This window comes from Variovorax sp. UMC13, assembly GCF_014170375.1.
GTDB lineage: Bacteria > Pseudomonadota > Gammaproteobacteria > Burkholderiales > Burkholderiaceae_C > Variovorax.
The window spans coordinates 276,516-300,378 of record NZ_LZZW01000023.1; the positions used below are offsets into that span (position 1 = coordinate 276,516).

Annotated in this window: 26 protein-coding genes and 1 pseudogene; 22 read left to right on the forward strand and 5 right to left on the reverse strand. The window is 70.0% G+C overall.

Annotated features, from left to right (window positions below; all coding sequences use genetic code 11):
- Positions 1–8 precede the first annotated feature (8 nt).
- From A9977_RS19220 to A9977_RS19230, 3 genes are read left to right on the forward strand one after another with little or no spacing between them, the layout of a single operon-like run.
- On the forward strand, positions 9–1,298 hold the full coding sequence (locus A9977_RS19220) for an O-acetylhomoserine aminocarboxypropyltransferase/cysteine synthase family protein (RefSeq protein ID WP_183026471.1): 1,290 nt from the start codon (positions 9–11) through the stop codon (positions 1,296–1,298).
- Positions 1,299–1,317: 19 nt separating this feature from the next.
- Complete coding sequence (locus tag A9977_RS19225; RefSeq protein ID WP_183026472.1) at positions 1,318–1,914, forward strand: malonic semialdehyde reductase; 597 nt, start codon at positions 1,318–1,320, stop codon at positions 1,912–1,914.
- 48 nt (positions 1,915–1,962) lie between these two features.
- Entirely contained in the window at positions 1,963–2,178 is a 216-nt protein-coding gene (locus A9977_RS19230) for a molybdopterin-binding protein (protein ID WP_183026473.1), read from the forward strand.
- A gap of 31 nt (positions 2,179–2,209) precedes the next feature.
- Here the strand turns inward: A9977_RS19230 and A9977_RS19235 are convergent, their stop codons facing one another.
- Complete coding sequence (locus tag A9977_RS19235) at positions 2,210–2,704, reverse strand: Lrp/AsnC family transcriptional regulator (protein WP_183026474.1); 495 nt, start codon at positions 2,702–2,704, stop codon at positions 2,210–2,212.
- An 80-nt stretch (positions 2,705–2,784) separates the two neighbouring features.
- On the opposite strand from A9977_RS19235, the gene A9977_RS19240 reads away from it, so the two are divergent.
- Positions 2,785–3,687 carry a DMT family transporter gene (locus A9977_RS19240; RefSeq protein WP_183026475.1) on the forward strand — a complete coding sequence of 301 codons (903 nt, stop codon included), beginning with the start codon at positions 2,785–2,787 and terminating at the stop codon, positions 3,685–3,687.
- A 102-nt stretch (positions 3,688–3,789) separates the two neighbouring features.
- Positions 3,790–4,359 (forward strand): TetR/AcrR family transcriptional regulator, encoded by a 570-nt coding sequence (locus tag A9977_RS19245; protein WP_183026476.1) that lies wholly within the window; start codon positions 3,790–3,792, stop codon positions 4,357–4,359.
- A gap of 45 nt (positions 4,360–4,404) precedes the next feature.
- Here A9977_RS19245 and A9977_RS19250 read toward each other — a convergent pair whose 3' ends face one another.
- Positions 4,405–5,502, reverse strand: coding sequence for an alkene reductase (locus A9977_RS19250; RefSeq protein WP_183026477.1), 1,098 nt, complete (start codon positions 5,500–5,502; stop codon positions 4,405–4,407).
- Between the two features lie 98 nt (positions 5,503–5,600).
- Between A9977_RS19250 and A9977_RS19255 the strand changes: the two genes are divergently transcribed.
- Positions 5,601–6,512, forward strand: coding sequence for a LysR family transcriptional regulator (locus A9977_RS19255; protein ID WP_183026478.1), 912 nt, complete (start codon positions 5,601–5,603; stop codon positions 6,510–6,512).
- 6 nt (positions 6,513–6,518) lie between these two features.
- On the opposite strand, the gene A9977_RS19260 is transcribed toward A9977_RS19255, so the two are convergent.
- Positions 6,519–7,187: a TetR/AcrR family transcriptional regulator gene (locus A9977_RS19260; protein WP_183026479.1), complete on the reverse strand. Its 669-nt coding sequence runs from the start codon at positions 7,185–7,187 to the stop codon at positions 6,519–6,521.
- 314 nt (positions 7,188–7,501) lie between these two features.
- On the opposite strand from A9977_RS19260, the gene A9977_RS19265 reads away from it, so the two are divergent.
- From A9977_RS19265 to A9977_RS19320, 12 genes are all read left to right on the forward strand, one after another.
- Positions 7,502–7,930: a VOC family protein gene (locus A9977_RS19265; RefSeq protein WP_183026480.1), complete on the forward strand. Its 429-nt coding sequence runs from the start codon at positions 7,502–7,504 to the stop codon at positions 7,928–7,930.
- Between the two features lie 49 nt (positions 7,931–7,979).
- Positions 7,980–9,098 (forward strand): sugar ABC transporter substrate-binding protein, encoded by a 1,119-nt coding sequence (locus tag A9977_RS19270; protein WP_183026481.1) that lies wholly within the window; start codon positions 7,980–7,982, stop codon positions 9,096–9,098.
- Between the two features lie 23 nt (positions 9,099–9,121).
- Positions 9,122–10,693 (forward strand): sugar ABC transporter ATP-binding protein, encoded by a 1,572-nt coding sequence (locus A9977_RS19275; protein ID WP_183026482.1) that lies wholly within the window; start codon positions 9,122–9,124, stop codon positions 10,691–10,693.
- Positions 10,690–11,664, forward strand: a complete 975-nt coding sequence (locus A9977_RS19280) for an ABC transporter permease (protein WP_183026483.1) — start codon at positions 10,690–10,692, stop codon at positions 11,662–11,664. The genes A9977_RS19275 and A9977_RS19280 overlap by 4 nt, the downstream gene beginning before the upstream one ends.
- Entirely contained in the window at positions 11,661–12,617 is a 957-nt protein-coding gene (locus tag A9977_RS19285; RefSeq protein WP_183026484.1) for an ABC transporter permease, read from the forward strand. Before A9977_RS19280 ends, A9977_RS19285 begins: the two co-directional genes overlap by 4 nt.
- Positions 12,618–12,648: 31 nt before the next feature.
- Positions 12,649–13,722, forward strand: coding sequence for an SDR family oxidoreductase (locus A9977_RS19290; protein ID WP_183026485.1), 1,074 nt, complete (start codon positions 12,649–12,651; stop codon positions 13,720–13,722).
- Between the two features lie 22 nt (positions 13,723–13,744).
- Positions 13,745–14,530: an SDR family NAD(P)-dependent oxidoreductase gene (locus A9977_RS19295; RefSeq protein WP_183026486.1), complete on the forward strand. Its 786-nt coding sequence runs from the start codon at positions 13,745–13,747 to the stop codon at positions 14,528–14,530.
- An 11-nt stretch (positions 14,531–14,541) separates the two neighbouring features.
- Entirely contained in the window at positions 14,542–15,330 is a 789-nt protein-coding gene (locus A9977_RS19300; RefSeq protein ID WP_183026487.1) for an SDR family NAD(P)-dependent oxidoreductase, read from the forward strand.
- Between the two features lie 44 nt (positions 15,331–15,374).
- A complete protein-coding gene (locus A9977_RS19305) occupies positions 15,375–16,163 on the forward strand; it encodes an SDR family NAD(P)-dependent oxidoreductase (RefSeq protein WP_183026488.1) in 789 nt (262 codons plus the stop codon).
- Positions 16,163–16,966, forward strand: coding sequence for an SDR family NAD(P)-dependent oxidoreductase (locus A9977_RS19310; protein WP_183026489.1), 804 nt, complete (start codon positions 16,163–16,165; stop codon positions 16,964–16,966). Before A9977_RS19305 ends, A9977_RS19310 begins: the two co-directional genes overlap by 1 nt.
- Before the next feature lie 46 nt (positions 16,967–17,012).
- On the forward strand, positions 17,013–18,119 hold the full coding sequence (locus A9977_RS19315) for an S-(hydroxymethyl)glutathione dehydrogenase/class III alcohol dehydrogenase (protein WP_183026490.1): 1,107 nt from the start codon (positions 17,013–17,015) through the stop codon (positions 18,117–18,119).
- Between the two features lie 117 nt (positions 18,120–18,236).
- Positions 18,237–18,845 (forward strand): glutathione S-transferase family protein, encoded by a 609-nt coding sequence (locus A9977_RS19320; RefSeq protein WP_183026491.1) that lies wholly within the window; start codon positions 18,237–18,239, stop codon positions 18,843–18,845.
- A gap of 10 nt (positions 18,846–18,855) precedes the next feature.
- On the opposite strand, the gene A9977_RS19325 is transcribed toward A9977_RS19320, so the two are convergent.
- Positions 18,856–19,803, reverse strand: coding sequence for a LysR family transcriptional regulator (locus tag A9977_RS19325; protein WP_183026492.1), 948 nt, complete (start codon positions 19,801–19,803; stop codon positions 18,856–18,858).
- A gap of 95 nt (positions 19,804–19,898) precedes the next feature.
- Between A9977_RS19325 and A9977_RS19330 the strand changes: the two genes are divergently transcribed.
- The 3 genes from A9977_RS19330 to A9977_RS19340 are packed head-to-tail and all read left to right on the forward strand — an operon-like array spanning position 19,899 to position 22,519.
- Entirely contained in the window at positions 19,899–20,744 is an 846-nt protein-coding gene (locus tag A9977_RS19330; RefSeq protein WP_183026493.1) for an ureidoglycolate lyase, read from the forward strand.
- A 13-nt stretch (positions 20,745–20,757) separates the two neighbouring features.
- Complete coding sequence (locus A9977_RS19335) at positions 20,758–21,507, forward strand: SDR family NAD(P)-dependent oxidoreductase (RefSeq protein ID WP_183026494.1); 750 nt, start codon at positions 20,758–20,760, stop codon at positions 21,505–21,507.
- Positions 21,508–21,541: 34 nt separating this feature from the next.
- On the forward strand, positions 21,542–22,519 hold the full coding sequence (locus tag A9977_RS19340) for a tripartite tricarboxylate transporter substrate binding protein (protein WP_183026495.1): 978 nt from the start codon (positions 21,542–21,544) through the stop codon (positions 22,517–22,519).
- A gap of 15 nt (positions 22,520–22,534) precedes the next feature.
- Here A9977_RS19340 and A9977_RS19345 read toward each other — a convergent pair whose 3' ends face one another.
- Positions 22,535–23,689: an acyl-CoA dehydrogenase family protein gene (locus A9977_RS19345; protein ID WP_259652055.1), complete on the reverse strand. Its 1,155-nt coding sequence runs from the start codon at positions 23,687–23,689 to the stop codon at positions 22,535–22,537.
- Here A9977_RS19345 and A9977_RS19350 point away from each other — a divergent pair.
- Positions 23,582–23,863 (forward strand): annotated as a pseudogene (locus A9977_RS19350) (acyl-CoA dehydrogenase); the annotation flags it as partial. The gene A9977_RS19345 and the pseudogene A9977_RS19350 overlap by 108 nt on opposite strands.

A 23,863-nucleotide genomic window follows, 5' to 3' on the forward strand; every position in this document is an offset into this window, starting at 1 on the left:
GCACACACATGTCCAGCAACTGGAAATTCGAAACCCTTTCGGTCCACGCCGGCTACTCGCCCGAGCCGACCACGCGCGCGGTGGCGCCGCCGATCTACCAGACCGTGGCCTATGCCTTCGACAGCGCACAGCACGGCGCCGACCTGTTCGACCTCAAGGTGCCGGGCAACATCTACACCCGCATCAACAACCCGACGCAGGACGTGCTCGAGCAGCGCGTGGCCGCGCTCGAGGGCGGCATCGCGGCGCTGGCCCTGGCCTCGGGCCAGGCGGCCGTGACCTACGCGATCCAGACCATCGCCGAGGCCGGCGACAACATCATCAGCAGCACCGCGCTGTATGGCGGCACCTACAACCTGTTCGCCCACACGCTGCCGCAGTTCGGCATCACCACGCGCTTCGCCGACCACCGCGACCCGGCCAGCTTCGAGAAGCTGTTCGACGAGAAGACCAAGGCGGTGTTCGTCGAGTCGCTGGGCAACCCGGCCGGCAACGTGACCGACATCGCGGCCATCGCCGAGATCGCGCACCGCCACGGCGTGCCGCTGATCGTCGACAACACCGTGCCCTCGCCGTACCTGAGCCGGCCCATCGAACACGGCGCCGACATCGTGGTGCACTCGCTGACCAAGTACCTGGGCGGCCACGGCACCAGCATCGGCGGCGCAATCGTCGATTCGGGCAAGTTTCCGTGGGCCGAGCACAAGGAGCGCTTCAAGCGCCTCAACGAACCCGACGTGAGCTACCACGGCGTGGTCTACACCGAGGCTCTGGGCCCGGCCGCCTACATCGGCCGCGCGCGCGTGGTGCCGCTGCGCAACACCGGCGCGGCCATCTCGCCCTTCAACGCCTTCCTGATCCTGCAGGGCATCGAGACGCTGGCGCTGCGCATGGACCGCATCAGCAGCAATGCGCTGGCGGTGGCGCAGCACCTGAAGGCGCACAAGGCCGTGAACTGGGTCAACTACGCGGCGCTCGAGGACCACCCGGACCATGCGCTGGCGCAGAAGTACTTCGGCGGCAAGTCGAGCGGCGTGCTGACCTTCGGCATCGGCAGCGGCCGCGAAGGCGGCGCGAAGTTCCTCGATGCGTTGAAGCTCTTCACCCGCCTGGTGAACATCGGCGACGTGCGCTCGCTGGCCACGCACCCGGCCTCGACCACCCACCGCCAGCTCAACGCCGAAGAGCTGGCCAAGGCCGGCGTGACCGAGGACACGGTGCGCCTGTCGGTCGGCATCGAACACGTCGACGACCTGCTGGCCGACCTCGACGTCGCGCTGGCGGCGGCCTCGTCCTGAACGCCTCGCGAGGAGAACCATGACCACGCTCAACACCATCCCCGAAGCCGCGCTGGACCAGTTGTTCCGCGCCGCCCGCACGGTGCACGCCTTCCAGCCGGTGCCCGTGACCGACGAACTGATCCACAAGCTCTACGAACTGGTGAAGTGGGGCCCGACGGCCTTCAACGCCCAGCCCGCGCGCTATGTGTTCGTGCGCAGCGAGGAGGCCAAGGCGAAGCTCAAGCCGGCGCTGTCGGCGGGCAACAGCGCGCAGACGCTCGCGGCCGGCGTGACGGTGATCGTCGCGCACGACACGCGCTTCTACGAGCACCTGCCCACGCAGTTCCCGGCCTACGACGCCAAGCCGATCTTCGAGAACAGCGCCGAGGCCGCGCAGGCCACGGCCTTCCGCAACAGCAGCCTGCAGGGCGCCTACCTGATCCTGGCGGCGCGCGCGCTGGGCCTCGACGCAGGCCCGCAGTCGGGCTTCAACGCGGCGCTGGTCGACCAGGCCTTCTTCCCCGACGGCCGCTACCGCACCAATTTTTTGCTCAACCTGGGCGTGGCCGACCACAGCGGCACTTTCCAGCGCGGGCCGCGCCTGGCCTTCGACGAAGTGGCCGAGATCGCCTGACCCGCATTCATTGCTTCATTCCTGCTTCAAACCGAAAGAGAAACCATCATGTCCATCCAAGCCATCAACGTCCGCAACCAGTTCAAGGGCAAGGTCAAGGAAATCATCCGCGGCGACGTCGTCTCCGAAGTGGATGTCGAGACCCCCTGGGGCATCGTCACCTCGGTGATCACCACGCGCTCGGTCGACGAGCTGCAGCTCAAGCCCGGCTCCGACGTGGTCGCGCTGGTGAAGTCGACCGAAGTCTCGATCGCCAAGCTCTGAGTTCAACGCGGCCCGCACGGGCCGCGGCCACTCATGCAGGCGCGCCTTGCGGCAGCGGCACCTGGAGTCCCAGCTTCAGGCAGCCGAGCGCCACCGACGTGCGGAAACGCCGCACGTTGTCGTCGCCTCGCAGCATCCGCTCGGCGAGCGCGTCGTAGTCCGCCATGGACGCGACGTTGATGATCAGCAGGTAGTCCGCCTCGCCGGTGATGGCGTAGCACTGCTGGACCGCGGGTTCCGCCGCGATGCGCTCGCGCAGCGCCGCGGTGCGCAGCGGGTGCTCGTCGTGCACGTGCACCTCCACCGTCAGGGTCAGCGGCCGGCCCAGCTTGACCGCATCGAGCACGGCCACCTCGGCGCGGATGACGCCGCTTTCCCTCAGCCGCTGGATGCGCCGCTGAACCGCGGGCGCCGACAGGTGCACCGCCTGCGCGATCGCGCGCTGGGGCATGGTGTTGTCGCGTTGCAGGATGTCCAGGATCGCGAGGTCGAAGCGGTCGAGGGGCGGTGAGGCGGGGAGCGGCATGGGGCAGGGCGAGCGAAAGTTGCGTGGGGCCGTCGAAACAAGAGGGAAAAGCAGGCCGGCCGCGCCATACATTGTCTCCAATGTCTTCGACCCGCACCGCCTCGCTCTTTCCATTTCTCGCCATCCTCGGCGCCGTCGTCTGCCTGGGCCTGGGCACTTCCTGGGCCAAGCACAGCCTGTTCCCGGCCCTCGGTGCCCAGGGCACCACCGCGCTGCGGATCGGCTTCTCCGCCTTGTTCATGCTGCTGCTGTGGCGGCCCTGGCGCAAGCCCCCCACGCGCGCGGACCTGCGCGTGATCGCCTGCTACGGCGCGGCGCTGGGCGTGATGAACCTGGCCTTCTACATGTCCTTGCGCACGCTGCCCTTCGGCATCGCCGTGGCCATCGAATTCTCGGGCCCGCTCGCGGTCGCGATCTTCTCGTCGCGCCGGCCCGTGGATTTCGTGTGGGTGCTGCTTGCGGCGTGCGGCCTGGGGCTGCTGCTGCCGCTCGGCCATGAGGTCAGCACGCTCGACCCGGTCGGCGTGGCGTATGCGCTGGCGGCGGCTGTCTGCTGGGCGACCTACATCGTGTTCGGCAAGCGCGTCGGCCACCTGCCCACGGGCCAGACGGTGTCGCTGGGCCTGGCGGTGGCCGCGCTGGTGGCCCTGCCCGTCGGGGTGGTGCATGCGGGCACGGCGCTGCTGTCGCCGTCGCTGCTGATGGCGGGCGCCGCCGTGGCCATCCTCTCGAGCGCCATCCCGATCTCGCTGGAGATGATGGCGTTGCGGCGGCTGCCCCGGCATGCCTTCGGCATCATGATCAGCATGGAGCCCGCGGTGGCCGCCATCCTGGCGCTGGGCCTGCTGGGCGAACAGCTGAGCCTGTCGCAATGGTTGGCGATCGGGCTCATCGTGGGGGCGTCGATGGGCAGCGCCATGACGGCCGGCCGGTCCGCGAAGCGCGCCGCCCGGCCGGTGCTGGTGCAGGACGGGGTGTCCTGAGCGCACGCCCCGGGCCCGATCTTCCGGGCCGCCGATGCGTATGGAATACTGCAGCGCCTCGAGGGGCCTGTCGCGCGCCCCCGCCGCCGAGTGACCGAATCCATGCCCAAACCCACCAAATCAGAAATCGACGCCGACATCGTCGACCGCGCCTCGGCCCTGTTCGCCAGGCACGGTTTCGACCACACCGCGCTCCAGCAGATCGCCGACGCCGTCAACTATTCGAAGGCCGGGCTGCTGCATCACTTCCCGAGCAAGCTCGCGATCTATGCGGCGGCGATCGACACCGTGCGGGCGCACATGCTGGAGGTGCGCGCCAGCACGGCGCACATTCCGCTCGGCATCGAGCGCGACCGGGCGCTGGTGGAGCGTGCGGTGCAGTTCACCTACGACTGGCCCGGCGTGTCCATGCTGGCCAGCCGCATCGCCGAGAACGAGCCCGACGGCGATCCGCAACTGGTCGAGATCGGGCTGATCCTCTACGAGGCGCTCGGCATCGACCTGAAGAAGCTCGACATGGCGCGCATCGTGCGCGTGACCAGCGCCTTCACCGGGCTCGGCGTCACCGCGCTGCAGGCGGTGCGTGTGGACCTGAAGCGCGAATGGCGCGATCACATCGTCCAGGCGGCCATGGACGCGCTGGGCCATGGCAAAGGCCGCGCGGCGAAGTGAACGCCGGGCCCTTCGCCTAGGCGCTGCGGCGCGGCCGCCGCGCGCTCAGGCGGCCTCGGCGAAGGCCGGGTAGTCGGTGTAGCCCTCGCCGCCGCCACCGTAGAAGGTGGCGTGCGCGTCGTAGTTGACCGGCGTGAGCGCATGGCCGCGCGCGATGCGCGTCACGAAGTCGGGGTTGGTGATGAAGGGCTGGCCGAAGGCGACCAGGTCGGCCAGGCCCTTGTCCAGGATCTCCTGCGCGCTGTCCCTGGTGTATTTGCCGGCCACCATGATCGGGTTGCGGTAGAGCGCGCGCGCCTCCTGGCGGTAGGCCTCGGGCATGGCCGTGTAGCGCGAGATGTTCTCCGAGAAGTGCACATAGGCCAGGTCCATCGGCGCCAGCGCCTGCATGGCCTTGAGCGTGACGGCCGGGATCTCCGGGTCCTCGTCGGCATAGCCTTCGGTCACGAAGGGCGACACGCGGATGCCGACCCGGTCGCCGCCGACCGCGTCGGCCACGGCCTGCGTCACCTCCTGCAGCAGGCGGACGCGCTTCTCCGGCGAGCCGCCGTAGGCGTCGCTGCGCTGGTTGCTGTGCAGGCGCATGAACTGGTCGATCAGGTAACCGTGGGCCGCGTGCAACTCGACACCGTCGAAGCCGGCCGCGATCGCGTTCCGCGCGGCGGTGACGAAGTCGCCGATCGTGTCCTCGATGTCGGCCAGCGTCATGGCGCGCGGCGTGCCGGTCTCGATCATGCCGAAGCCGCCTTCGGGCAGCGGGCCGTAGACCTTGTCCGGGTGTTTCACGGCCGAGGCCGACACCGGCGTGTGGCCCGAGATCGAGGCGTGCGAGCGGCGGCCCACGTGCCACAGCTGGACGAAGATCCTGCCGCCGTTGCGGTGCACCGCGTCGGTCACCTTCTTCCAGCCCGCCACCTGGGCCGGCGAATAGATGCCGGGCGTCAGCGAGTAGCCGCGGCCGACCTCGGAGATCGGCGTGCCTTCGCTGACGATCAGCCCGGCGCCCGCGCGCTGCGCGTAGTAGGTGGCCATGAGCTCGTTGGGCACGTCGCCGGGCTGGTCGGCGCGCGAGCGGGTCATGGGGGCCATGACGACCCGGTTCGCCAGGCTCAGACGACCGAATTGATGGGGGGTGAACAGCATGTGTGTCTCCGTGGGGTGAACGATGCTGCGCACTGTAGGGAGATGCCAGCCGGTGAACTAGACTCACAAGTGGAACAACAGTTGTGAATTGGATTCGCATGGCTCGTGCCGAGATCAACCGCTCCGGCGAAATGGAAGTCTTCGTGCAGGTGGTGGACTCGCAGAGCTTCTCCGCCGCGGCGCGGCGGCTGTCGCTCACGCCCTCGGCCGTGAGCAAGCTGGTGGCCCGGCTCGAGGCGCGGCTGGGCGCGCGGCTGCTGGTGCGCTCGACCCGCGGCCTGCACCTGACGCCCGAGGGCGCGGGCTTCCATGCACGCGCCCGCGCCATCCTCGAGTCGATGGCGCAGGCCGAGCGCGAGGTGGCGCAGGCGTCCACGCCGCGCGGCCGCGTGCGCATCAACACCAACGTGCCTTTCGGGCGCCACTGCCTGCTACCGCTGATGTCCGAATTCCTCGCGCGCTATCCCGAGATCTTCATCGACCTGGTGCTGACCGACCAGGTGGTGAACGTGCGCGAGGAGAAGACCGACATCGCGATCCGCACCGGGCCGCTCAAGGACTCGGGCCTGGTCAGCCGCGCGCTGGGCCAGAGCCGGCTGGCGGTGGTCGCCTCGCCGGCCTACCTGGCGCGCCACGGCACGCCCACCCATCCGGACCAGCTGGCGCAGCACAACTGCCTGGGCTTCGGCTTCATCCGCCACACGCAGTTCTGGCCTTTCGTCGCGCCGGGCGGGGCACGGCTGTCGGTGGTGCCGCGCGGCAACATGCACGTGAGCGACGGCGAGACCATGCGCGAGCTGGTGCTCGCCGACGTGGGCCTGGCGCGGCTGGCGCTTTTCCACGTGGGCCGCGACATCGCCGAAGGGCGCATGGTGCCGCTGCTCGAGCCCTTCAACCCCGGCGACACCAACCCCGTGCACGCCGTGTTCATCGGCCCGGGCCAGGAGCTGCCCGCGCGGGTGCGGGCGGTGCTCGACTTCCTCTACGAGCGCGTGACGCTCGACGCCTGAGACGCCTCAGCGGCGCGCGTTCTTGAGCACCAGCGGCGTGCCGCTGAGGAAGGCGTCGACGCGGAAGCCGATCGCGCGGTCGAGGTCCTTGGGCACGGGCTGCTCGTAGACCCACTTGCGCACGCCGATGTAGAACACGCTCGAGTGCATGGCCCAGACCAGCTCGAGCTCGTCCTCCTCTTCCTGCGGCGTCTTCGGGTCGGGAATGTCGAAGCTGTGCCGCATCTCGGCCGCGATCACCTTGAAGTGCCGCTCGCGCAGCCGGCTCAGGTACTTCTGGTTGATGCCGCCGCGCGTGAGCCCGGCGAACATGAAGATGCGCACCCACTCGCTGCGCAGGATGAAGCGCGCGTAGTCCTGCAGGTAGCGCTTGAGCCGGTCGGCCAGCGGCACGCCGCGATCGGCCAGCCATTCCTCCCATTCGGGGTTCCAGCGGCGCACGAAGATCTCTTCGTAGACCCGGTCGACCAGCGCCTCCTTGGTCGGGAAGTAGCGGTAGAGCAGGGGCTGGGTGATGCCCAGCTCCTTGGCCAGGTCGCGGGTGCTGGCCTCGAAGCCGTGGCTCGCATAGAAGGCGATCGCCTTCTGCACGATCTGGTGCTCGCGGTCCTCCGGCGCCAGGCGCCGGCGCGTGGCCGGCACCGTCGGGTCGGCGGCGGGTGCGGGGCTGGTCATGCGCATCGGCGTCCTGCTTTCATCGGCATCGTTAATTATCGATCGAATATTAATTTTGGGGTGCGGACCGGTGCGCTTCGGCGGCGCCGCGTTTCCCGTGACTGTGCATGTTAGAGGATGGCCAGGCGCCAGCGCGCCTGAACCACCGTCTCTCTGGAAAGAGTGGTGGAAGGGCGCTTTCAACCGGTCAAATCGCGCCGGGAAAACATCGAATCACTTCCGTCCCCCGGCGCGTCACCTAGGGAAAACGCGAAGACGCATCGTCCATCTCACGAACTACTATTTATCAATCGATCATTAAAAGGATGCAAGAAATGCCCATCTCGCGGCTCGGCCACTACTCGGTGCGGACAGCGCAGCTCGCCGCCTCCGTGCAGTTCTATACGCGGGTGCTCGGCCTGCGCGAAGGCTTCAGGCCGGCCTTCAATTTCCCCGGCGCCTGGCTCTACAACGGCGCGGACGAGGCCGACTTCGGCGTGGTCCACCTGATCGGCGTGGACGCGAGCAATCCCTCGGGCCTGCACGACTACCTGGGCGACAAAGCCGAGGCCAGCGGCACCGGCGCGCTCGACCACCTGGCCTTCATCGCCACCGGCGTCGCCGAATTCCGCCAGGGCCTGGTGCGCGAGGGCGTGGCCTTCCGCGAGCGCACCGTGCCCGGCCTGCGCCTGCACCAGGTCTTCTTCGAGGACCCCTCGGGGGTCACGATCGAAATGAACTTCCCCGCGCACGAGGTCGCCTAGAACCCCGGCGCGTCCGCTTCAGCCCCTTCATCACCACGGAGACAAAACCATGAACCCCACCTTCCGCCTCGGCCTTCCTCGCTTCCTCCCGCTGATGGCCCTGTTCGCCGCGGCCGCCACCGCCCCGGTTGCGCAGGCCACCGAGACCTTCCTGCCCGCCTGCTACAAGCCCGCGGCCGGCGTCAGCAGCACCATCAGCTACCCCGCGCGCAAGGGCCCGTACCGCGTGGCGCTGGTCAACGGCCACACCGGCATCCCGTGGCGCATGCAGATGATCCAGCAGACCCGGGCCTGGGCCGCGCGCCCCGAGGTGGCCAAGGACATCAAGGAACTGAAGGTGGTCAGCACCGGCGCCGACGTGGCGAGCCAGATCGCCGCCATCGACAACTTCATCCAGGCCGGCTACGACGCCATCGCCTTCATCGCGGTCAACCCCAAGGCCTTCGATGCGGTGATCCGGCGGGCGAAGAAGGCGGGCACGGTGCTGGTGTCCTTCGACAACCCGGTCGACAGCCCGGACGTCGTGCGCATCACGCCCGAATGGATCGAGTTCGAGGGCGACATCAAGACCCAGGCCGTGGTCGACCTGATGCCGGTGAAGAAGGGCAAGCTGCTCGAGGTGCGCGGCCTGCCGGGCAACTCCACCGACCGTGACCGCCATGCGGGCGTGCGCAAGGTCCTCGACAAGTACAAGGACATCTCGGTGGTCGAGGTCACGGGCAACTGGGACACCGGCACGGTGCAGAAGGTGGTGGCCGACGCCATCGCGGTCAACGGCAAGTTCGATGCGGTGGTGTGCCAGCACGGCTGCCGCGGCGTGACCAGCGCCATGAAGGCGGCCGGCCATCCGCCGGTGCCGGTGGGCGGCGACGCCGAGAACGGCTTCGTCAAGGCGCTGATCGAGCAGAAGATCCCGGGCATCTCGGTCTCGACCTCGCCCGGCCAGGGGCCGGTGGCGATGCGCGCGGCCCTGGCGCTGCTGCAGGGCCAGGCGCTGCCCTCGCTGGTGAACCTGCCCACGCCGAACGTGCTGACCAAGGACATGAAGGCAGAGGTCAACTACTTCCCCAGCCTGCCCGACAGCTACGAGACGGTGTCCAGCTACGCGAGCTGCGGCATCAGCTTCACGCCCGACGAGATCAACAAGTTCAACCCGGACAACAACTGAGCCGGCCAACCTGGAGATCCGGAGTGAACAACGACTATCTGCAGCTGATCGGCGTCAGCAAGCGCTACGGGGGCATCACCGCGCTGAGCGACGTGTGCTTCAGCGCCGCGCGCGGCTCGATCCACGCCATCCTCGGCGAGAACGGGGCGGGCAAGAGCACGCTCATGAAGACGCTGGCCGGCGTGGTGCGGCCCGACACCGGCGCGGTGCGGCTCGACGGCCGCGAACTGCGCATGACGGGGCCCGCGCAGGCGCTGGACGAAGGCATCGTCTGCATCTTCCAGGAGCTGTCGCTGGTGCCGCACCTGAGCGTGGCCGCCAACATCTGCCTGGCCAACCCGCCGCGCAACCGGCTGGGGCTGATCGACGCGCGGCGCCAGAACGAGATGGCGCGCGAGGCGCTGGCGCGCATCGGCTGCGAACGCCAGATCGACCTGCGCGAGCGCTGCATCGACCTGCCGCTGTCGCAGCGCCAGATCGTGGAGATCGCCAAGGCCGTGGTGCGTCGCCCGCGCGTGCTGATCCTCGACGAGGCCACCTCGGCGCTCACCGCCGAGGACGTGGAGAAGGTCATGCGCCTCCTGCGCACGCTGCGCGAGGAGGGCACCTGCGTGCTCTTCATCTCGCACCGCATGCACGAGGTCGACGCGCTGGCCGACACCTGCTCGGTGTTCCGCAACGGCGAGCATGTCAGCACCTTCGCCGCCGGCACCAAGCCGCATGAAGAGATCGTGCGGCTCATGATCGGACGGCCGATCGCGCAGGTCTACCCGCCCAAGCCCGCGCCGCTGCCCGCATCGGTGCCGCCCTACCTGCAGGTGAGCGGCCTGCGCTCGGGCACGCAGCTCAAGGGCGTGGAGCTTTCGGTGCGGCCCGGCGAGATCGTCGGCCTGGGCGGGCTCGACGGGCAGGGCCAGCGCGAGCTGATGCTGGCGCTCGCGGGCCTGCTGCGCGACGCGCGCGGCGAGATCCGCATCGGCGCCCAGACCACGCCGCCCGACGGCCCGCGCGGCGGCAAGCGCGAGGGCTACCGCATGGCGCTGATTCCCGAGGACCGCAAGACCGAGGGACTGATGCTCGCCCAGTCGGTGCACGACAACCTGGGCGTGTCCGCGCTCGACCGCATCAGCCGCCTTGGCGTGGTCGACCACGCGGCCGAGCAGGCGCTGGTCGCCGAGCTGGTGAAGACGCTGCAGATCAAGGCGCCCGACACCCGCGTGGCCGTGTCCACGCTGTCGGGCGGCAACCAGCAGAAGGTGGTGCTGGCCAAGTGGCTCGCCACCCAGCCCCGGCTGCTGCTGCTGATGGACCCGACGCGCGGCGTCGACGTCGGCACCAAGCAGGAGATCTACCGCCTGTTCCGCGACCTGGCCGCCAAGGGCCTGGCCATTCTTTTCTATTCCACCGACTGCGATGAACTCATCGGCCTGTGCGACCGCGTGCTCGTGATGTACGACGGCCAGGTCCGCGCCTCGCTCGCGGGCGCCACGCTCACCGAAGAACAGATCCTCATGAATGCGATGAACCTCGGGCGCGGCGATGCGCCCGCCCACACCCGCCGCGTGCGCGCCGGGGCCCTGGAGTACGCGGCATGAACGCCGCCTCGCTCCATCTGCGCCACCATGCGCGCACGCTGCTCGCGCTGGGCCTGCTCGGCGTGCTGCTGCTCGCCTTCCTGGCGATCCATCCGCGCGGCGCCTCGGCCGCGGTGCTCACCGCCTGGTCCAACCAGGGCGTGGCGCTGGCGCTGGTCGCCATCGGCCAGACGCTGGTGGTGCTGACCAGCGGCATCGACATCTCGATCGGCGCGATCATGGCGCTCAGCAACTGCGTGGCCTCCACGCTGGTACAGGGCGATCCCACCCAGGTCGCGCTGGGCGTGGCCGCGGTGCTGCTGGTGGGCACGCTGTGCGGCGTGACCAACGGGCTGATCATCGTCTACGCGCGCATCCAGCCCATCGTCGCGACGCTGGCCACCGGCACCATCTACACCGGCATCGCGCTGCTGGTGCGGCCCACGCCCGGCGGCGAGGTCGACGCGGGCCTGAGCGACGCCATGACCGGCACGCTGGGCGACCTGGTGCCGACCTCGCTGGTGGTGCTGGGGCTGGTGGTGCTGCTGGTGTGGGAGCCGCTGCGGCGCTCGCTCACCGGGCGCACGCTGTTCGCGCTGGGCTCGGCCGAGCAGGCGGCCTACATGTCGGGCCTGTCGGTGGACCGCGCCAAGATCGTGGCCTATGCCACGGCCGGCCTGTTCGCGGCCATGGGCGGCCTGTTCCTGGGCTTCCAGACCGCCAGCGGCGACGCCGCCATCGGCCTGCCCTACACGCTCAATTCCGTGGCCGCGGTGGTGCTCGGCGGTGCCGCGCTCAGCGGCGGCGCGGCCAGCGTGCTCGGCACCATCGCCGGCGCCTTCCTGCTGCGCACCATCGGCAGCCTGATGTTCTTCACCGGTGTGCCGCCGCTCGCACAGCCGCTGTTCGAGGGACTGGTGCTGATCTGCGCCGTCGCGCTGGGCGCCACGCGCCTGCTGCGCATCCGCAACCGCCTGGAGATCTTCCGATGAGCACGCTCGCCCTTCGCAACCCGATCAAGACCCCGACCGGCGCGGTGCTGCTGGCGCTCGCGGCCCTGCTGCTGCTGGGCGGCGCGGTCAACAGCCAGTTCTTCTCGCCGACCTACCTGCTGCTGCAGCTGCAGAGCGGCGCCTTCCTCGGCGTGATCGCCGCGGGCGCGACGCTGGTGATCCTGCTCGGCCACATCGACCTCTCGGTGCCCTGGACGCTGACCGTCGCCGCCACCGTGGCCACGGCCGTGGCGCGCGCCAAGGGCGGCGCCTGGGCCGAGCTCGGCCCGCTGGCCGGCATCGCCGCGGGCGCGCTGATCGGCCTGCTCAACGGGGTGGGCGTGGCCTACCTGCGCATCCCCTCGCTGATCTGGACGCTGGCGGTCAACACCATCCTGCTGGGCGCGGTGGCCTTCTATGCCGGCAACACCGTGATCTCGAGCGAGCCCTCGCCCGTCATGGCCGCGCTGGGCGCGGGCCGCAGCTTCGGCGTGCTGCCCAATGCGGTGCTGGTGTGGGTGGCGGTGTCGGTGCTGGTGGTGTGGGTGCTGCGCCGCACGCTGATGGGCCGCTACATCTATGCGGTGGGCACGCGCGAGGTGGCGGCCCACATGTCGGGCATCGACACCCGCCGCGTGATCCTGGGCGCCTTCGTGGCCTCGGGCGTGTGCAGCGCCATCGCGGGCCTGCTGCTGGCGGGCTACGCCGGCCAGTCGTACCAGCGCATGGGCGACCCCTTCCTGCTGCCCGGCATCGCGGCCGTGGTGGTGGGCGGCACCAGCATCCTGGGCGGACGCGGCCGCTACGGCGGCACCGTGGCGGGCGTGCTGCTGATCACGCTGATGAGCAGCATGCTGTCGCTGATGCACGTGCCCGAGGCCGTGAAGCAGATCTGCTACGGGCTGGTGATCGTCGTGATGGTCGGCCTCTACAGCCGCCGGCAGGCCGGCTGAGCCCGCTTCCTTCCCTTCAGGAGACACAACCATGCTCGACCAACGTGCACTCATCGTCGGCGTGACCGGCATCGTGGGCAACAACCTCGCGCGCCAGCTGCTGGCCGAGGGCGGCTGGGAGGTCGTGGGCCTCTCGCGCAAGCCGCCGCTGGGCCTGTCGCGCGTCCGCCATGTCGCGGTCGACGTGCTGGACGCCGAGGCCACGCGCGCCGCGCTGGCCGAGGTCCGGCCGACCCACGTCTTCTTCTGCACCTGGACCCGCATGGGCAACGAGGCCGACAACTGCCGCGTCAACGGCGCGATGGTGCGCCATGTGCTCGACGCGGTCAGCGGCCCGGGCCGGATGTCGGTGCGGCACGTGGCGCTGGTCACGGGCACCAAGAACTACCTCGGGCCCTTCGACATGTACGCGCGCAACAAGCCTGAGACGCCGTTCCGCGAGGACCAGCCGCGGCTGCCGATCGAGAACTTCTACTACGTGCAGGAAGACGTGGTGTTCGAGTTCGCCGCGCGCCACGGCTGGTCGTGGAGCGTGCACAGGCCGCACACCATCGTCGGCTACGCGGTGGGCAACGCGATGAACATCGGCGTCACGCTGGCGGTCTACGCCTCGGTCTGCAAAGCGCACGGCCGGCCCTTCGTCTTCCCCGGCTCACCCACGCAGTACACGGGCCTGAGCGACGTGACCGACGCGCGCCTGCTCGCGCGCCACATCGCCTGGGCCGCCACCACCCCGGCCGCGCGCAACGAGGCCTTCAATGTGGCCAACGGCGACGTGTTCCGCTGGCAGCGGCTGTGGGGCGTGATCGCCGACGACTTCGGGCTCGAGGCCGCGCCGTACCCGGGCCAGCCAGTGCCGCTGCAGCAGCAGATGGCCGACATGGCGCCCCTGTGGGACGGCCTGGTGCAGGCCCACCGGCTGCAGCCGCACCGCCTGGACGCGCTGGCCTCGGCCTGGCACACCGACCTCGACCTGGGCCGGCCGATGGAGTGCGTCAACGACATGAACAAGAGCCGGCGCCTGGGCTTCGTCGGCTTCCAGGACACCGAGCGGTCCTTCCTCGACCTGTTCGACCAATTGCGCCACGAACGAATCATTCCCTGACAACAAAGAACGGAGCACAACCATGACACAACCCTTCGACGGCCGCGTGGCGATCGTCACCGGCGCGGGCGCCGGCATCGGCCTGGAGACCGCGCGGCAATTCCTCGTGGCGGGTGCGCGCGTGATCGCCGCCGACCTCGACACCTCGGCGCTCGCGTCGCTGGCGAGCGACGCGCTGCACCCGGTCACGGCCGACATGCGCGATCCCGAGGCCGCGGACCGGCTGGCGCGCGAGGCGCTGCAACGCTTCGGCCAGATCGACATCCTGTTCAACAACGCGGGCGTGGCCACCGCGCGCAACGGCTTCCTGAGCATCCGCGACGAGGACTGGCAGGTCACCTTCAACCTCAACCTGATGGGCTACGTGCGCATGAGCCGCGCGGTGCTGCCGCACATGGTCGAGCGCAAGCGCGGCGCGCTGGTGCACTGCGCGTCGGAAACCGGGCGCATCCCGCATCCGCTGCTGCCCGACTACAGCGTGTCGAAGGCCGCGATCCTGATGCTGTCGAAGATCCTCGCGACCGAGTTCACCGGGCAGGGCGTGCGTTCGAACGTGGTGTCGCCCGCGCACGTGCGCACCGCGCTGTGGGACCGGCCGGGCGGCTTCCTCGATTCGCTGGCCGCCAAGTACGGCTCGGGCCGCGAGGAGGCGATCGACATCTTCCTCCAGACCGCCAACATCCCCTCGGGCCGGCTGGGCCGGCCGGAGGACGTGGCGGCCGCCGTGCTGTTCCTGGCGTCGGACCAGGCCGATTTCATCACCGGCGTCGAGCTGGCGGTGAACGGCGGCGTGACCAAGTTCGTCTGAGGAGCGCGGCCATGCAACGCTTCGATCGACGCGTGGTGCTGGTCACCGGTGCCGGCTCCGGCATCGGTGCGGCGATCGCGCAGCGCCTGGCGCAGGAGGGCGCCTCGGTGACCGTGGCCGACCGCGACCCGGCCGCCGCCGCGGCCGTCGCCGCCGCGCTCGAGGCAGAGGGGCAGGACGCGGTCGCGATCGGCCTCGACGTGACGAGCAGCCAGGACATCGCGGGCGCGGTGGCGCACCTGCGGGCACGTCACGGGCACCTGGACGCGCTGGTCAACAACGCGGGCATCCACCACGGCGCGAGTTTCGAGGACACCGACATGGCGGACTGGCGCCGGCTGATGGCGGTCAACGTCGAAGGCACGATGGGCCTGTCGCTGGCGGCGCTGCCGCTGCTCAAGGCCGCGGGCCGGCCGACCGCCATCGTCAACCTGTCCTCGATCTCCGGCCTGGGCGGCGACTTCGGCCAGGCCGCCTACGCCACCAGCAAGGGCGCGGTCACGCACCTCACGCGCAGCATGGCGCTGGACCTTGCGAAGTTCGGCATCCGCGTGAACGCGGTGTGCCCGGGCTCGGTGCGCACGCCGATGTTCGACGCCGCCATCGCCAAGCTCGACCCTGCCACGGTGGGCCAGGCCTTCGCCAACGCCTACCCGATGGGGCGCATCGCCTTGCCGGCCGAGGTCGCGGCCGCGGTGGCCTTCCTGGCCTCGGACGACGCCTCCTTCGTCAACGGCGTGAACCTGCCGGTGGACGGCGGCCTGACGGCCCACAACGGCGCGCCGCGCTTCGACGCCTGAGGCGTCGGCACTTCCCCACGACAAGCAGCCCAACAGGAGACCCCATGGACCTTGGACTCGAAGGCGCCCGCGCGCTGGTCACCGCATCGAGCGGCGGCATCGGACGCGAGATCGCCCACACCCTGGCGCGCGAAAGCGCCACCGTCTACGTCAACGGCCGCACCGCGAAGGCGGTCGATGCGGCGCTCGCCGACCTGCGCGCGCGCACGCCGGGCGCGCGGCTCGAAGGCCTGGTGGCCGACAACGGCGGCGCGCCGGGCTGCGCCGAGACCATCGCCCGGCTGCCCGAGGTCGATGTCCTGGTGAACAACCTCGGCATCTACGAGGCCGTGCCCTTCACGCAGACCACCGACGCGCAGTGGCGCGAGAGCTTCGAGGTCAACGTGATGAGCGGCGTGCGGCTGGGCCGCCACTACATCCAGGGCATGCTGGCGCGCGGCCATGGCCGCATCGTCTTCCTGGCCAGCGAAGCCGCGATCGCGCCCGCGCTGGAGCTGCCGCACTACAGCGCCTCGAAGTCGATGACGCTGGCGGTCTCGCGCACGCTCGCCGAACTGACCAAGGGCACGGCGGTCACGGTCAACGCCGTGGTGCCGGGCTCGACGCGCACCGAGGGCGTGCGCGTGTTCGTGCAGGGCCTGTTCCCGGAGCTGCCCTACGAGGAGGCCGAGCGCCGCTTCGTGGCGGAGAACCGCGGCACCTCGATCATCGCGCGGCTCATCGATCCGGCCGAGGTGGCGGACCTGGTGGCCTTCGTGTGCAGCCGGCGCGCCGCTGCCATCAACGGCGCGGCGCTGCGCGTGGACGGCGGCATCGTCCGCTCGATCTACTGATGAGCGCCGCACCGTCCTACCAGGCGCGGCCCGAGGTGCCATTCGCCGACCTGCTCGACCTGCGCGGCCGGACCGCGGTGGTGACCGGCGGGGCCGAGGGCATCGGCTTCGCGATCGCGCGGCGTTTCGCCGAAGCGGGCGCCCGCGTGGTCGTGGGCGACCTGCAGCCCGGCCGCACCGGCGAACTCGCGGCCGCGGGCCACGAGGTGCGCCACGTGCCCACCGACGTCACCGCGCAGGGCGAGCTCGACGGCCTGCTCGACGCCGCCGTGGCCGCGCACGGGAGGGTCGACGTCTTCGTGAACAACGCGGGCATCTACCCGCTGCGCGCGGTCGAGGAGATCGACGGCGCCTTCTGGGACCGCATGTTCGCGGTGAACTGCAAGGCCATGTTCTTCGGCGCGCAGGCCGCGAGCCGGCGCATGAAGGCGCAGGGGGAGGGCGGTGCGATCGTCAACCTGTCCTCGATCTGCGGCCACAAGCCCATGCCCAACCACTGCGCCTACGACGCGTCCAAGGGCGCGGTGCTGGCGATGACGCGCAACCTCGCGCTGGCACCGGCGCCGCACGGCATCCGCGTGAACTCGGTCTCGCCGGGGCTGACCGCCACGCCCGGCAACCTCAAGCCCGAGCTGTTCCGCCAGCTGCAGGCCAGCGGCGTGCTCGAGCACATTCCGCTGCGCCGCCAGGCCGAGCCCGCCGAGATCGCGAACACGGTGCTGTTCCTGGCCTCGCCGATGGCCAGCTACGTGACCGGCACCGACCTGCTGGTCGACGGCGGCTGGCTGCTGCACGGCATCTGAGCCGCACCCCTTTCCCTTCCTTTCTCCCACTCTTTCTTCGACACCCATGAAAACCAAAGCCGCCGTCGCCTGGCAATCCGGCCAGCCGCTGAGCATCGAAACGGTCGAGCTCCAAGGCCCGAAGTTCGGCGAAGTGCTGGTCGAGCTCAAGGCCACCGGCCTCTGCCACACCGACTACTACACGCTCTCGGGCGCCGACCCCGAAGGCATCTTTCCCGCGATCCTGGGCCACGAGGGCGCGGGCATCGTGGTCGACGTGGGCCCCGGCGTGACCACGCTGAAGAAGGGCGACCACGTCATCCCGCTCTACACGCCCGAATGCCGCCAGTGCAAGTTCTGCCTGAGCCGCAAGACCAACCTGTGCCAGCGGATCCGCGGCACGCAGGGCAAGGGCCTGATGCCCGACGCCACCTCGCGCTTCAGCCTCGACGGCAAGCCCATCTTCCACTACATGGGCACCAGCACCTTCAGCAACTACACCGTCGCGCCCGAGATCTCGCTGGCCAAGATCCGCGAGGACGCGCCCTTCGACAAGGTCTGCTACATCGGCTGCGGCGTGACCACCGGCATTGGCGCGGTGCTGTTCACCGCCAAGGTCGAAGCGGGTGCGAACGTGGTGGTGTTCGGCCTGGGCGGCATCGGCCTGAACGTGATCCAGGGCGCGAAGATGGTGGGCGCCGACAAGATCATCGGCGTCGACCTGAACCCCGCGCGCGAGGCCATGGCGCGCCGGTTCGGCATGACGCATTTCCTGAACCCGAAGGAGCACGAGAACATCGTCGACGCCATCGTGCAGCTGACCGACGGCGGCGCCGACTACAGCTTCGAGTGCATCGGCAACACGAAGGTGATGCGCCAGGCGCTGGAGTGCACGCACAAGGGCTGGGGCCGCAGCATCGTCATCGGCGTGGCCGAGGCGGGCGCCGAGATCAGTACCCGGCCGTTCCAGCTGGTCACCGGCCGCAAGTGGGAAGGCTCGGCCTTCGGCGGCGCGCGCGGGCGCACCGACGTGCCGAAGATCGTCGACTGGTACATGGACGGCAAGATCAACATCGACGACCTGATCACCCACACCATGCCGCTCGAGGACATCAACAAGGGCTTCGAGCTGATGAAGCGCGGCGAGTCGATCCGGGGCGTGGTCCTCTACTGAAGCCCCGGGCCCTCCCTTTTCCCACAGCCTTCGTGCCGCGCCGCCCGGCCGCGGCCCGCGCTCATTTTTCCGCTGTTTTTTTCCAACCCCTGACCTCAACGAAAGAGAGAAGACTCCGTGCCCAAGCTCTACGACTGCGACATCTCCGGCAGCTGCTACAAGATCCGGCTGTTTCTGAACATCCTCGGCGTCTCCTACGACGCGGTGCCCGTGGACTTCGTCCACAAGGAGCACAAGACCGCGCCCTACCTGGCGCTCAACCCCTTCGGCGAGATCCCGATCTTCGAGGACGGCGAGCTGCGCCTGCGCGACGCACAGGCCATCCTGATCTACCTGGCGCGCAAGTACGACACCTCGGGCAACTGGTTCCCCGAGGACGCGAAGTCGCAAGGCCAGATCGCGCAGTGGCTGTCGACCGGCGGCGGCGAGATCATGAACGCCGCGGGCGCGCGGCTGGTGAAGGTGCTGAACTACCCGCTCGACCTCGAGAAGCTGCACGCCGGCGCCAAGCGTGTGTTCGGCATCATGGACGCCCACCTGGCCGACCGCGAATTCCTCGAGCTCGGCCACCCGACCATCGCCGACATCGCCTGCTTCCCCTACACCGCGCTGGCCGGCGAGGGCGGCATCGACCTCGCGCCGTACCCGAACGTGCTGGCATGGATCGAGCGCATGAAGGGCCTCGAGGGCTTCATCCCGATGCCGGGCATCGCAGCCAAAGCCTGAAGCAAGCCCGCTAGCCGCCCGCGCCCTGTGCCTGTGCCGCCGCGCGCAGGCACTGGACCAGCATGCCGGCCGCGGGCGACAGCCGCGCACCGCGCCGCGTGACGATGCCGTAGGCCTCGTGGCGCGAACGGATCTGCAGCGGCAGCCGCCGTGCGATGTGGTGTTCCTCGCAGAAGTCCATGGTCGCGGCGGCCATCAGCGCCACCGCCTGCGGGTCTTCCTTGAGCAGCAGCATGGTGGCCAGCGAGGAGGCGGTCTCGATCGGGTAGGGCGGCAGCGGCAGCCCGGCCTCGAGGAACTCGCGCTCCAGCAACTGGCGTAGCGGCATGTTGCCCGGATAGAGGATCCACCGGCTCTTGGCCAGCTGCGAGAGGCTCACGCGGCGCGCGTTCGCGAGCGCGTGCTGCGGCCCGACCGCCACCGCCACCGCCTCGTCCAATAACGGTTCGTAATCGAACTGCTCGGCCTGGCTCGACACCGTGGTGCGGCAGATCGCCAGGTCGAGCCGGCCTTCGTTGAGCTGGTTGAGCAGCTCGATGCTGATGTTCTCGCGCACGTCGATCGACAGCGCGGGCTGCAGCCGGCGCAGCTCGGACAGCGCGCCGATCAGCACCGAATGCAGCGCCCCCGTGATCGATCCCACCGCGACGCGCCCGCCGCCGCCGCGCAGCACGCCGTCGATCTCCTCGCGCAGGTGGCCGAGGTCGGCGTCGATCAGGCGCGCATAGCGCAGGATGCACAGCCCCAGTTCGTTGGGGTGCACGCCCTTGGGCGTGCGCACGAACAGCTCGGTGCCGAAGGTCAGCTCGATCTCGCGCAGCGCCTTGGTCAGGCCGGGCTGGGTCAGGCCCAGCCGGTCGGCCGCCTTGTGCAGCGAGCCGCATTCCTCCAGGGCGATCAGCAGCGACAGCTGGCGAAAGCGCAGGCGGGAGGAGATCGAGGAAAGGCTGGGAACCATTGGGGGGATCACTCAAAGTTATTGCCGGATCAACAGCTCTCACTATGCAGCAAGGGCCGGCCCTTTGAGAATCCGCGGCACCAAGGAGACCTGAAATGAAGTTGCTGCGCTACGGCCCCCCCGGCCAAGAGAAACCCGGCCTGCTCGATGCGGCCGGCACCCTGCGGGACCTGTCCGCCCACATCGCCGACGTCGACGGCCGCGTGCTCGACGCCGCCACGCTGGCCCGGCTGCGGGCCCTCGACCCCGCCACCTTGCCGGCCGTCGACGGTTCGCCGCGCCTCGGCGCCTGCGTGGCGAACATCGGCAAGTTCATCTGCATCGGCCTGAACTATGCCGACCACGCGGCCGAATCCGGCATGGCCGTGCCGGCCGAACCGGTGGTCTTCGGCAAGTGGACCTCGGCCGTGGTCGGCCCCAACGACGATGTGAAGATCCCGCGCGGATCGGAGAAGACCGACTGGGAGGTCGAGCTCGGCGTGGTGATCGGCAAGGCCGCAAGCTATGTGGAGGAAGCCGATGCGCTGGACCACGTGGCCGGCTACTGCGTGATCAACGACGTGTCCGAGCGCAACTACCAGCTCGAGCGCGGCGGCACCTGGGACAAGGGCAAGGGCTGCGACACCTTCGGCCCCACCGGCCCCTGGCTGGTCACGGCCGACGAGGTGCCCGATCCGCATGCGCTGGGCCTGTGGCTGGAGGTGGACGGCCACCGCTACCAGAACGGCAACACGCGCACCATGATCTTCCGCGTGCCGCAGCTGATCGCCTACCTGAGCCGCTTCATGACGTTGCAGCCCGGCGACGTGATCTCCACCGGCACGCCGCCCGGCGTCGGGATGGGCTGCAAGCCGGCGCCGGTCTACCTGCGCCCCGGCCAGACCATGCGCCTGGGCATCGACGGCCTGGGCGAGCAGCAGCAGCGCACGGTCGCGGCCTGAAGGAGCAACGCACATGATCCAGTACGACTTCGACGGCGGCACCGCCGTCATCACCGGTGGCGCGCAGGGCATCGGCTTCGCGGTGGCGCAGCGCCTGCTCGGTGGTGGCGCGCGCGTTTCGCTGTGGGATGCGGACCCCGCGGCGCTGGCCGCCGCGCAGGAGGCGTTGGCGGGCCGGGCCGTGCACACGGTGCAGGTGGACGTGACCGACCTGGCACAGGTCGAGGCGGCCGTCGCGCAGACCGAATCGGCCTGTGGCCCGATCGCCATGCTGGTGCACAGCGCGGGCATCGCGGGCGCCAATGCCCCGGTGGCCGACTACTCGCCGGCCGAATGGCACCGCGTGGTGGACGTGAACCTCCACGGCGCCTTCCACGTCAACCGCGCCGTGGTGGCCGGCATGATCGCGCGCAACTACGGCCGCATCGTGAACATCGCCTCGATCGCGGGCAAGGAAGGCAACCCCAACGCGGGCGCCTACAGCGCCTCGAAGGCCGGCGTGATCGCGCTGACCAAGAGCCTGGGCAAGGAAACGGCTGCCAAGAACATCGCGGTCAACGCGATCACCCCGGCTGCGGCGCGCACGCGCATCTTCGACCAGATGTCGCAGCAGCACATCGACTACATGCTGTCGAAGATCCCGCGCGGTCGCTTCCTCGAGGTGGAGGAGGTCGCGGCCATGGTGGCGTGGCTGGTGTCGGAGGACAACTCCTTCACCACCGGCGCGGTGTTCGACCTCTCCGGCGGTCGCGCGACCTACTGAGACTCCTTTCCTTCAAGAACTACAGAGACAAAGCATGAAATTCACCCGACGCGACGTGATCGCCTCCGCCTGCGCGCTGGCCGCCACCGGCTTCGGCGCCGCCGCCCAGGCCGCCAGCGACTACCCCGCCAAGACCATCGAGCTGATCGTGCCGGTGGCCGCCGGCGGCGGCACCGACCTGGTGGGCCGCGCCTTCGCCGAGGCCTCGAAGAAGTACCTGCCGCAGCAGCCCATGGTGGTGATCAACAAGCCCGGCGCCAGCGGTGCGATCGGCACCGCCGAGCTGATCAATGCCAAGCCCGACGGCTACAAGATCGGCATCATCATCTGCGAGGTCACGATCATCCCGAACCTGGGGATCACCAAGTACACGGCGGCCGACCTGCGCCCGATCGCGCGGCTCAACGCCGACCCCTCGGCCGTGACGGTGCGCGCCGATGCGCCCTGGCAGACCATCGACGAGTTCCTCGCCGACGCGCGCAAGCGCAAGGACCCGATGCCCATCGGCAACGCGGGCATGGGCTCGATCTGGCACATGGCGGCGGCGGCCTTCGCCGAGAAGACCAGCGTGAAGGTGAACCACGTGCCCGTCCTGGGCGCGGCGCCGGCGGTGGTGGCGCTGCTGGGCGGCCACGTCGATGCGATCACCGTGAGCCCGGGCGAGGTGGCGCAGCATGTGGCGGCGGGCAAGCTGCGCACGCTGGCCGTGATGTCCGACCAGCGCGTGGGCGGCATCTTCGAGAAGGTGCCCACGCTCAAGGAGCGCGGCGTCGACCTGACGGTGGGCGTGTGGCGCGGCCTGGCCGTGCCCAAGGCCACGCCGGCCGACATCGTGCAGACGCTCAGCGAGGTGGCGCGCAAGGCGGCCGACGATGCGGTGTTCCGCGATGCATTGAGCAAGGCCAGCCTGGGCTGGGCCTATGCGGACGCTGCGGCCTTCCAGACCGTGATCGACAAGGACCGCGCCTTCTACGCCGCGCTGGTGCCCAAGCTCGAACTGAACAAGCCCTGAGCGGCGCCAGCGCCCTCAGCTCGCGCGCGTGCCCACGCCCCAGTAGAAGGTGGGCCGGGTGCCGTTGAGCGCGTGGTCGCCGATCACGCGCGACTTGTAGATCACCGGGTTGTGCGAGGCCAGCGTGCGCGCGTTGCGCCAGTGGCGGTCGAGCCGGCGGTCTTCCTGCAGCGCGCTCGCGCCGCCCACGTCGAACAGCCGGGTGGCGGCGCCGAGCACGGCCTCGGTCACCGCGACCTGGGCCTTGCCCGCGCGCAGCTCCACGTCGACCAGCAGGTCCTCGGGCAGCGGCTCGCCGCGCAGGCGCACCTGGTCCAGCTGGTCCAGGCCGCGCGCCACCTCGCGCGCCGCCAGCGTGGCGACGAAGGCCGTGCTCGCGAGCTGGCCGATCACCTGCTGCACCAGCGGGTCCTCGCGCGGCACCGCGCCGCTGCCGTGGCTGAACACGCGCTTGCGCGGCTGCACGAAGGCCACCGCATCGCGCTCGATGGCGCGCGCGATGCCGGCCAGCGTCGCGATATGGAACAGCTGGAACACCGCGGTCATCAGCGTGGCGCCGCTGCGCGAGAAGTCGACGATGTGCGCGGCATCGACGGGCACGCGCTCGAAGCGGGTGGTGCCCGAGGCGGTCAGGCGCTGGCCGAAGCCGTTCCAGTCGTCCAGGCGCGTCACGCCGGGGGCGTCGGTGCGCACCAGGGCCAGGGTGCGCCACAGGGCGGGGTCGGTGTCCTCGCGCTGCACCGTGACCGCGACCCAGTCGGCATACAGCGTGCCGGTGCTGTAGAACTTCTCGCCGCTCAGCAGCCAGCCGCCGTGCTCCTGGAACACGCGGGTCTGCAGCTGGCCCAGCGCGCCGTCGCCGGCCTCGGTGGTGGCGTTGCCGAAGATCGCGCCATCGGCCACGAGGCGCAGCCAGCGCGCGCGCTGTTCGGGCGCGAACTCCACCAGCACGCGCTCGACGAAGCCGAAGTGCGCGCGCAACGCCTGCGGCAGGTTGGAGTCGGCCTCGGCCAGCTCGATGATCAGTTCGTAGAGCTGCTCGGGCGTGGCGCCGAGGCCGCCGTGCTCGGCGGGCACGCGCAGCGCGCCGAAGCCGGCCTCGCGCAGCCAGCCGACGGCGTCGTAGGCCAGCGCGCGTTGGTGTTCACGGCGGGCGGCGTGCCCGAGCAGCTCTACGAACTGATCATCGAGCTGGCCGAGGCCGACTCCAACCTGCCGCAGGCGTTGCGCGCGCACTTCGGCTTCGTCGAGCGCGTGCTGGTGGAGTTCGCGCCCGAACAGCGCGCGCGCTGGCTGCGCCTCGTGGCCGATGGCGCGATCTTCGGCAACGCCACCACCGAGGCC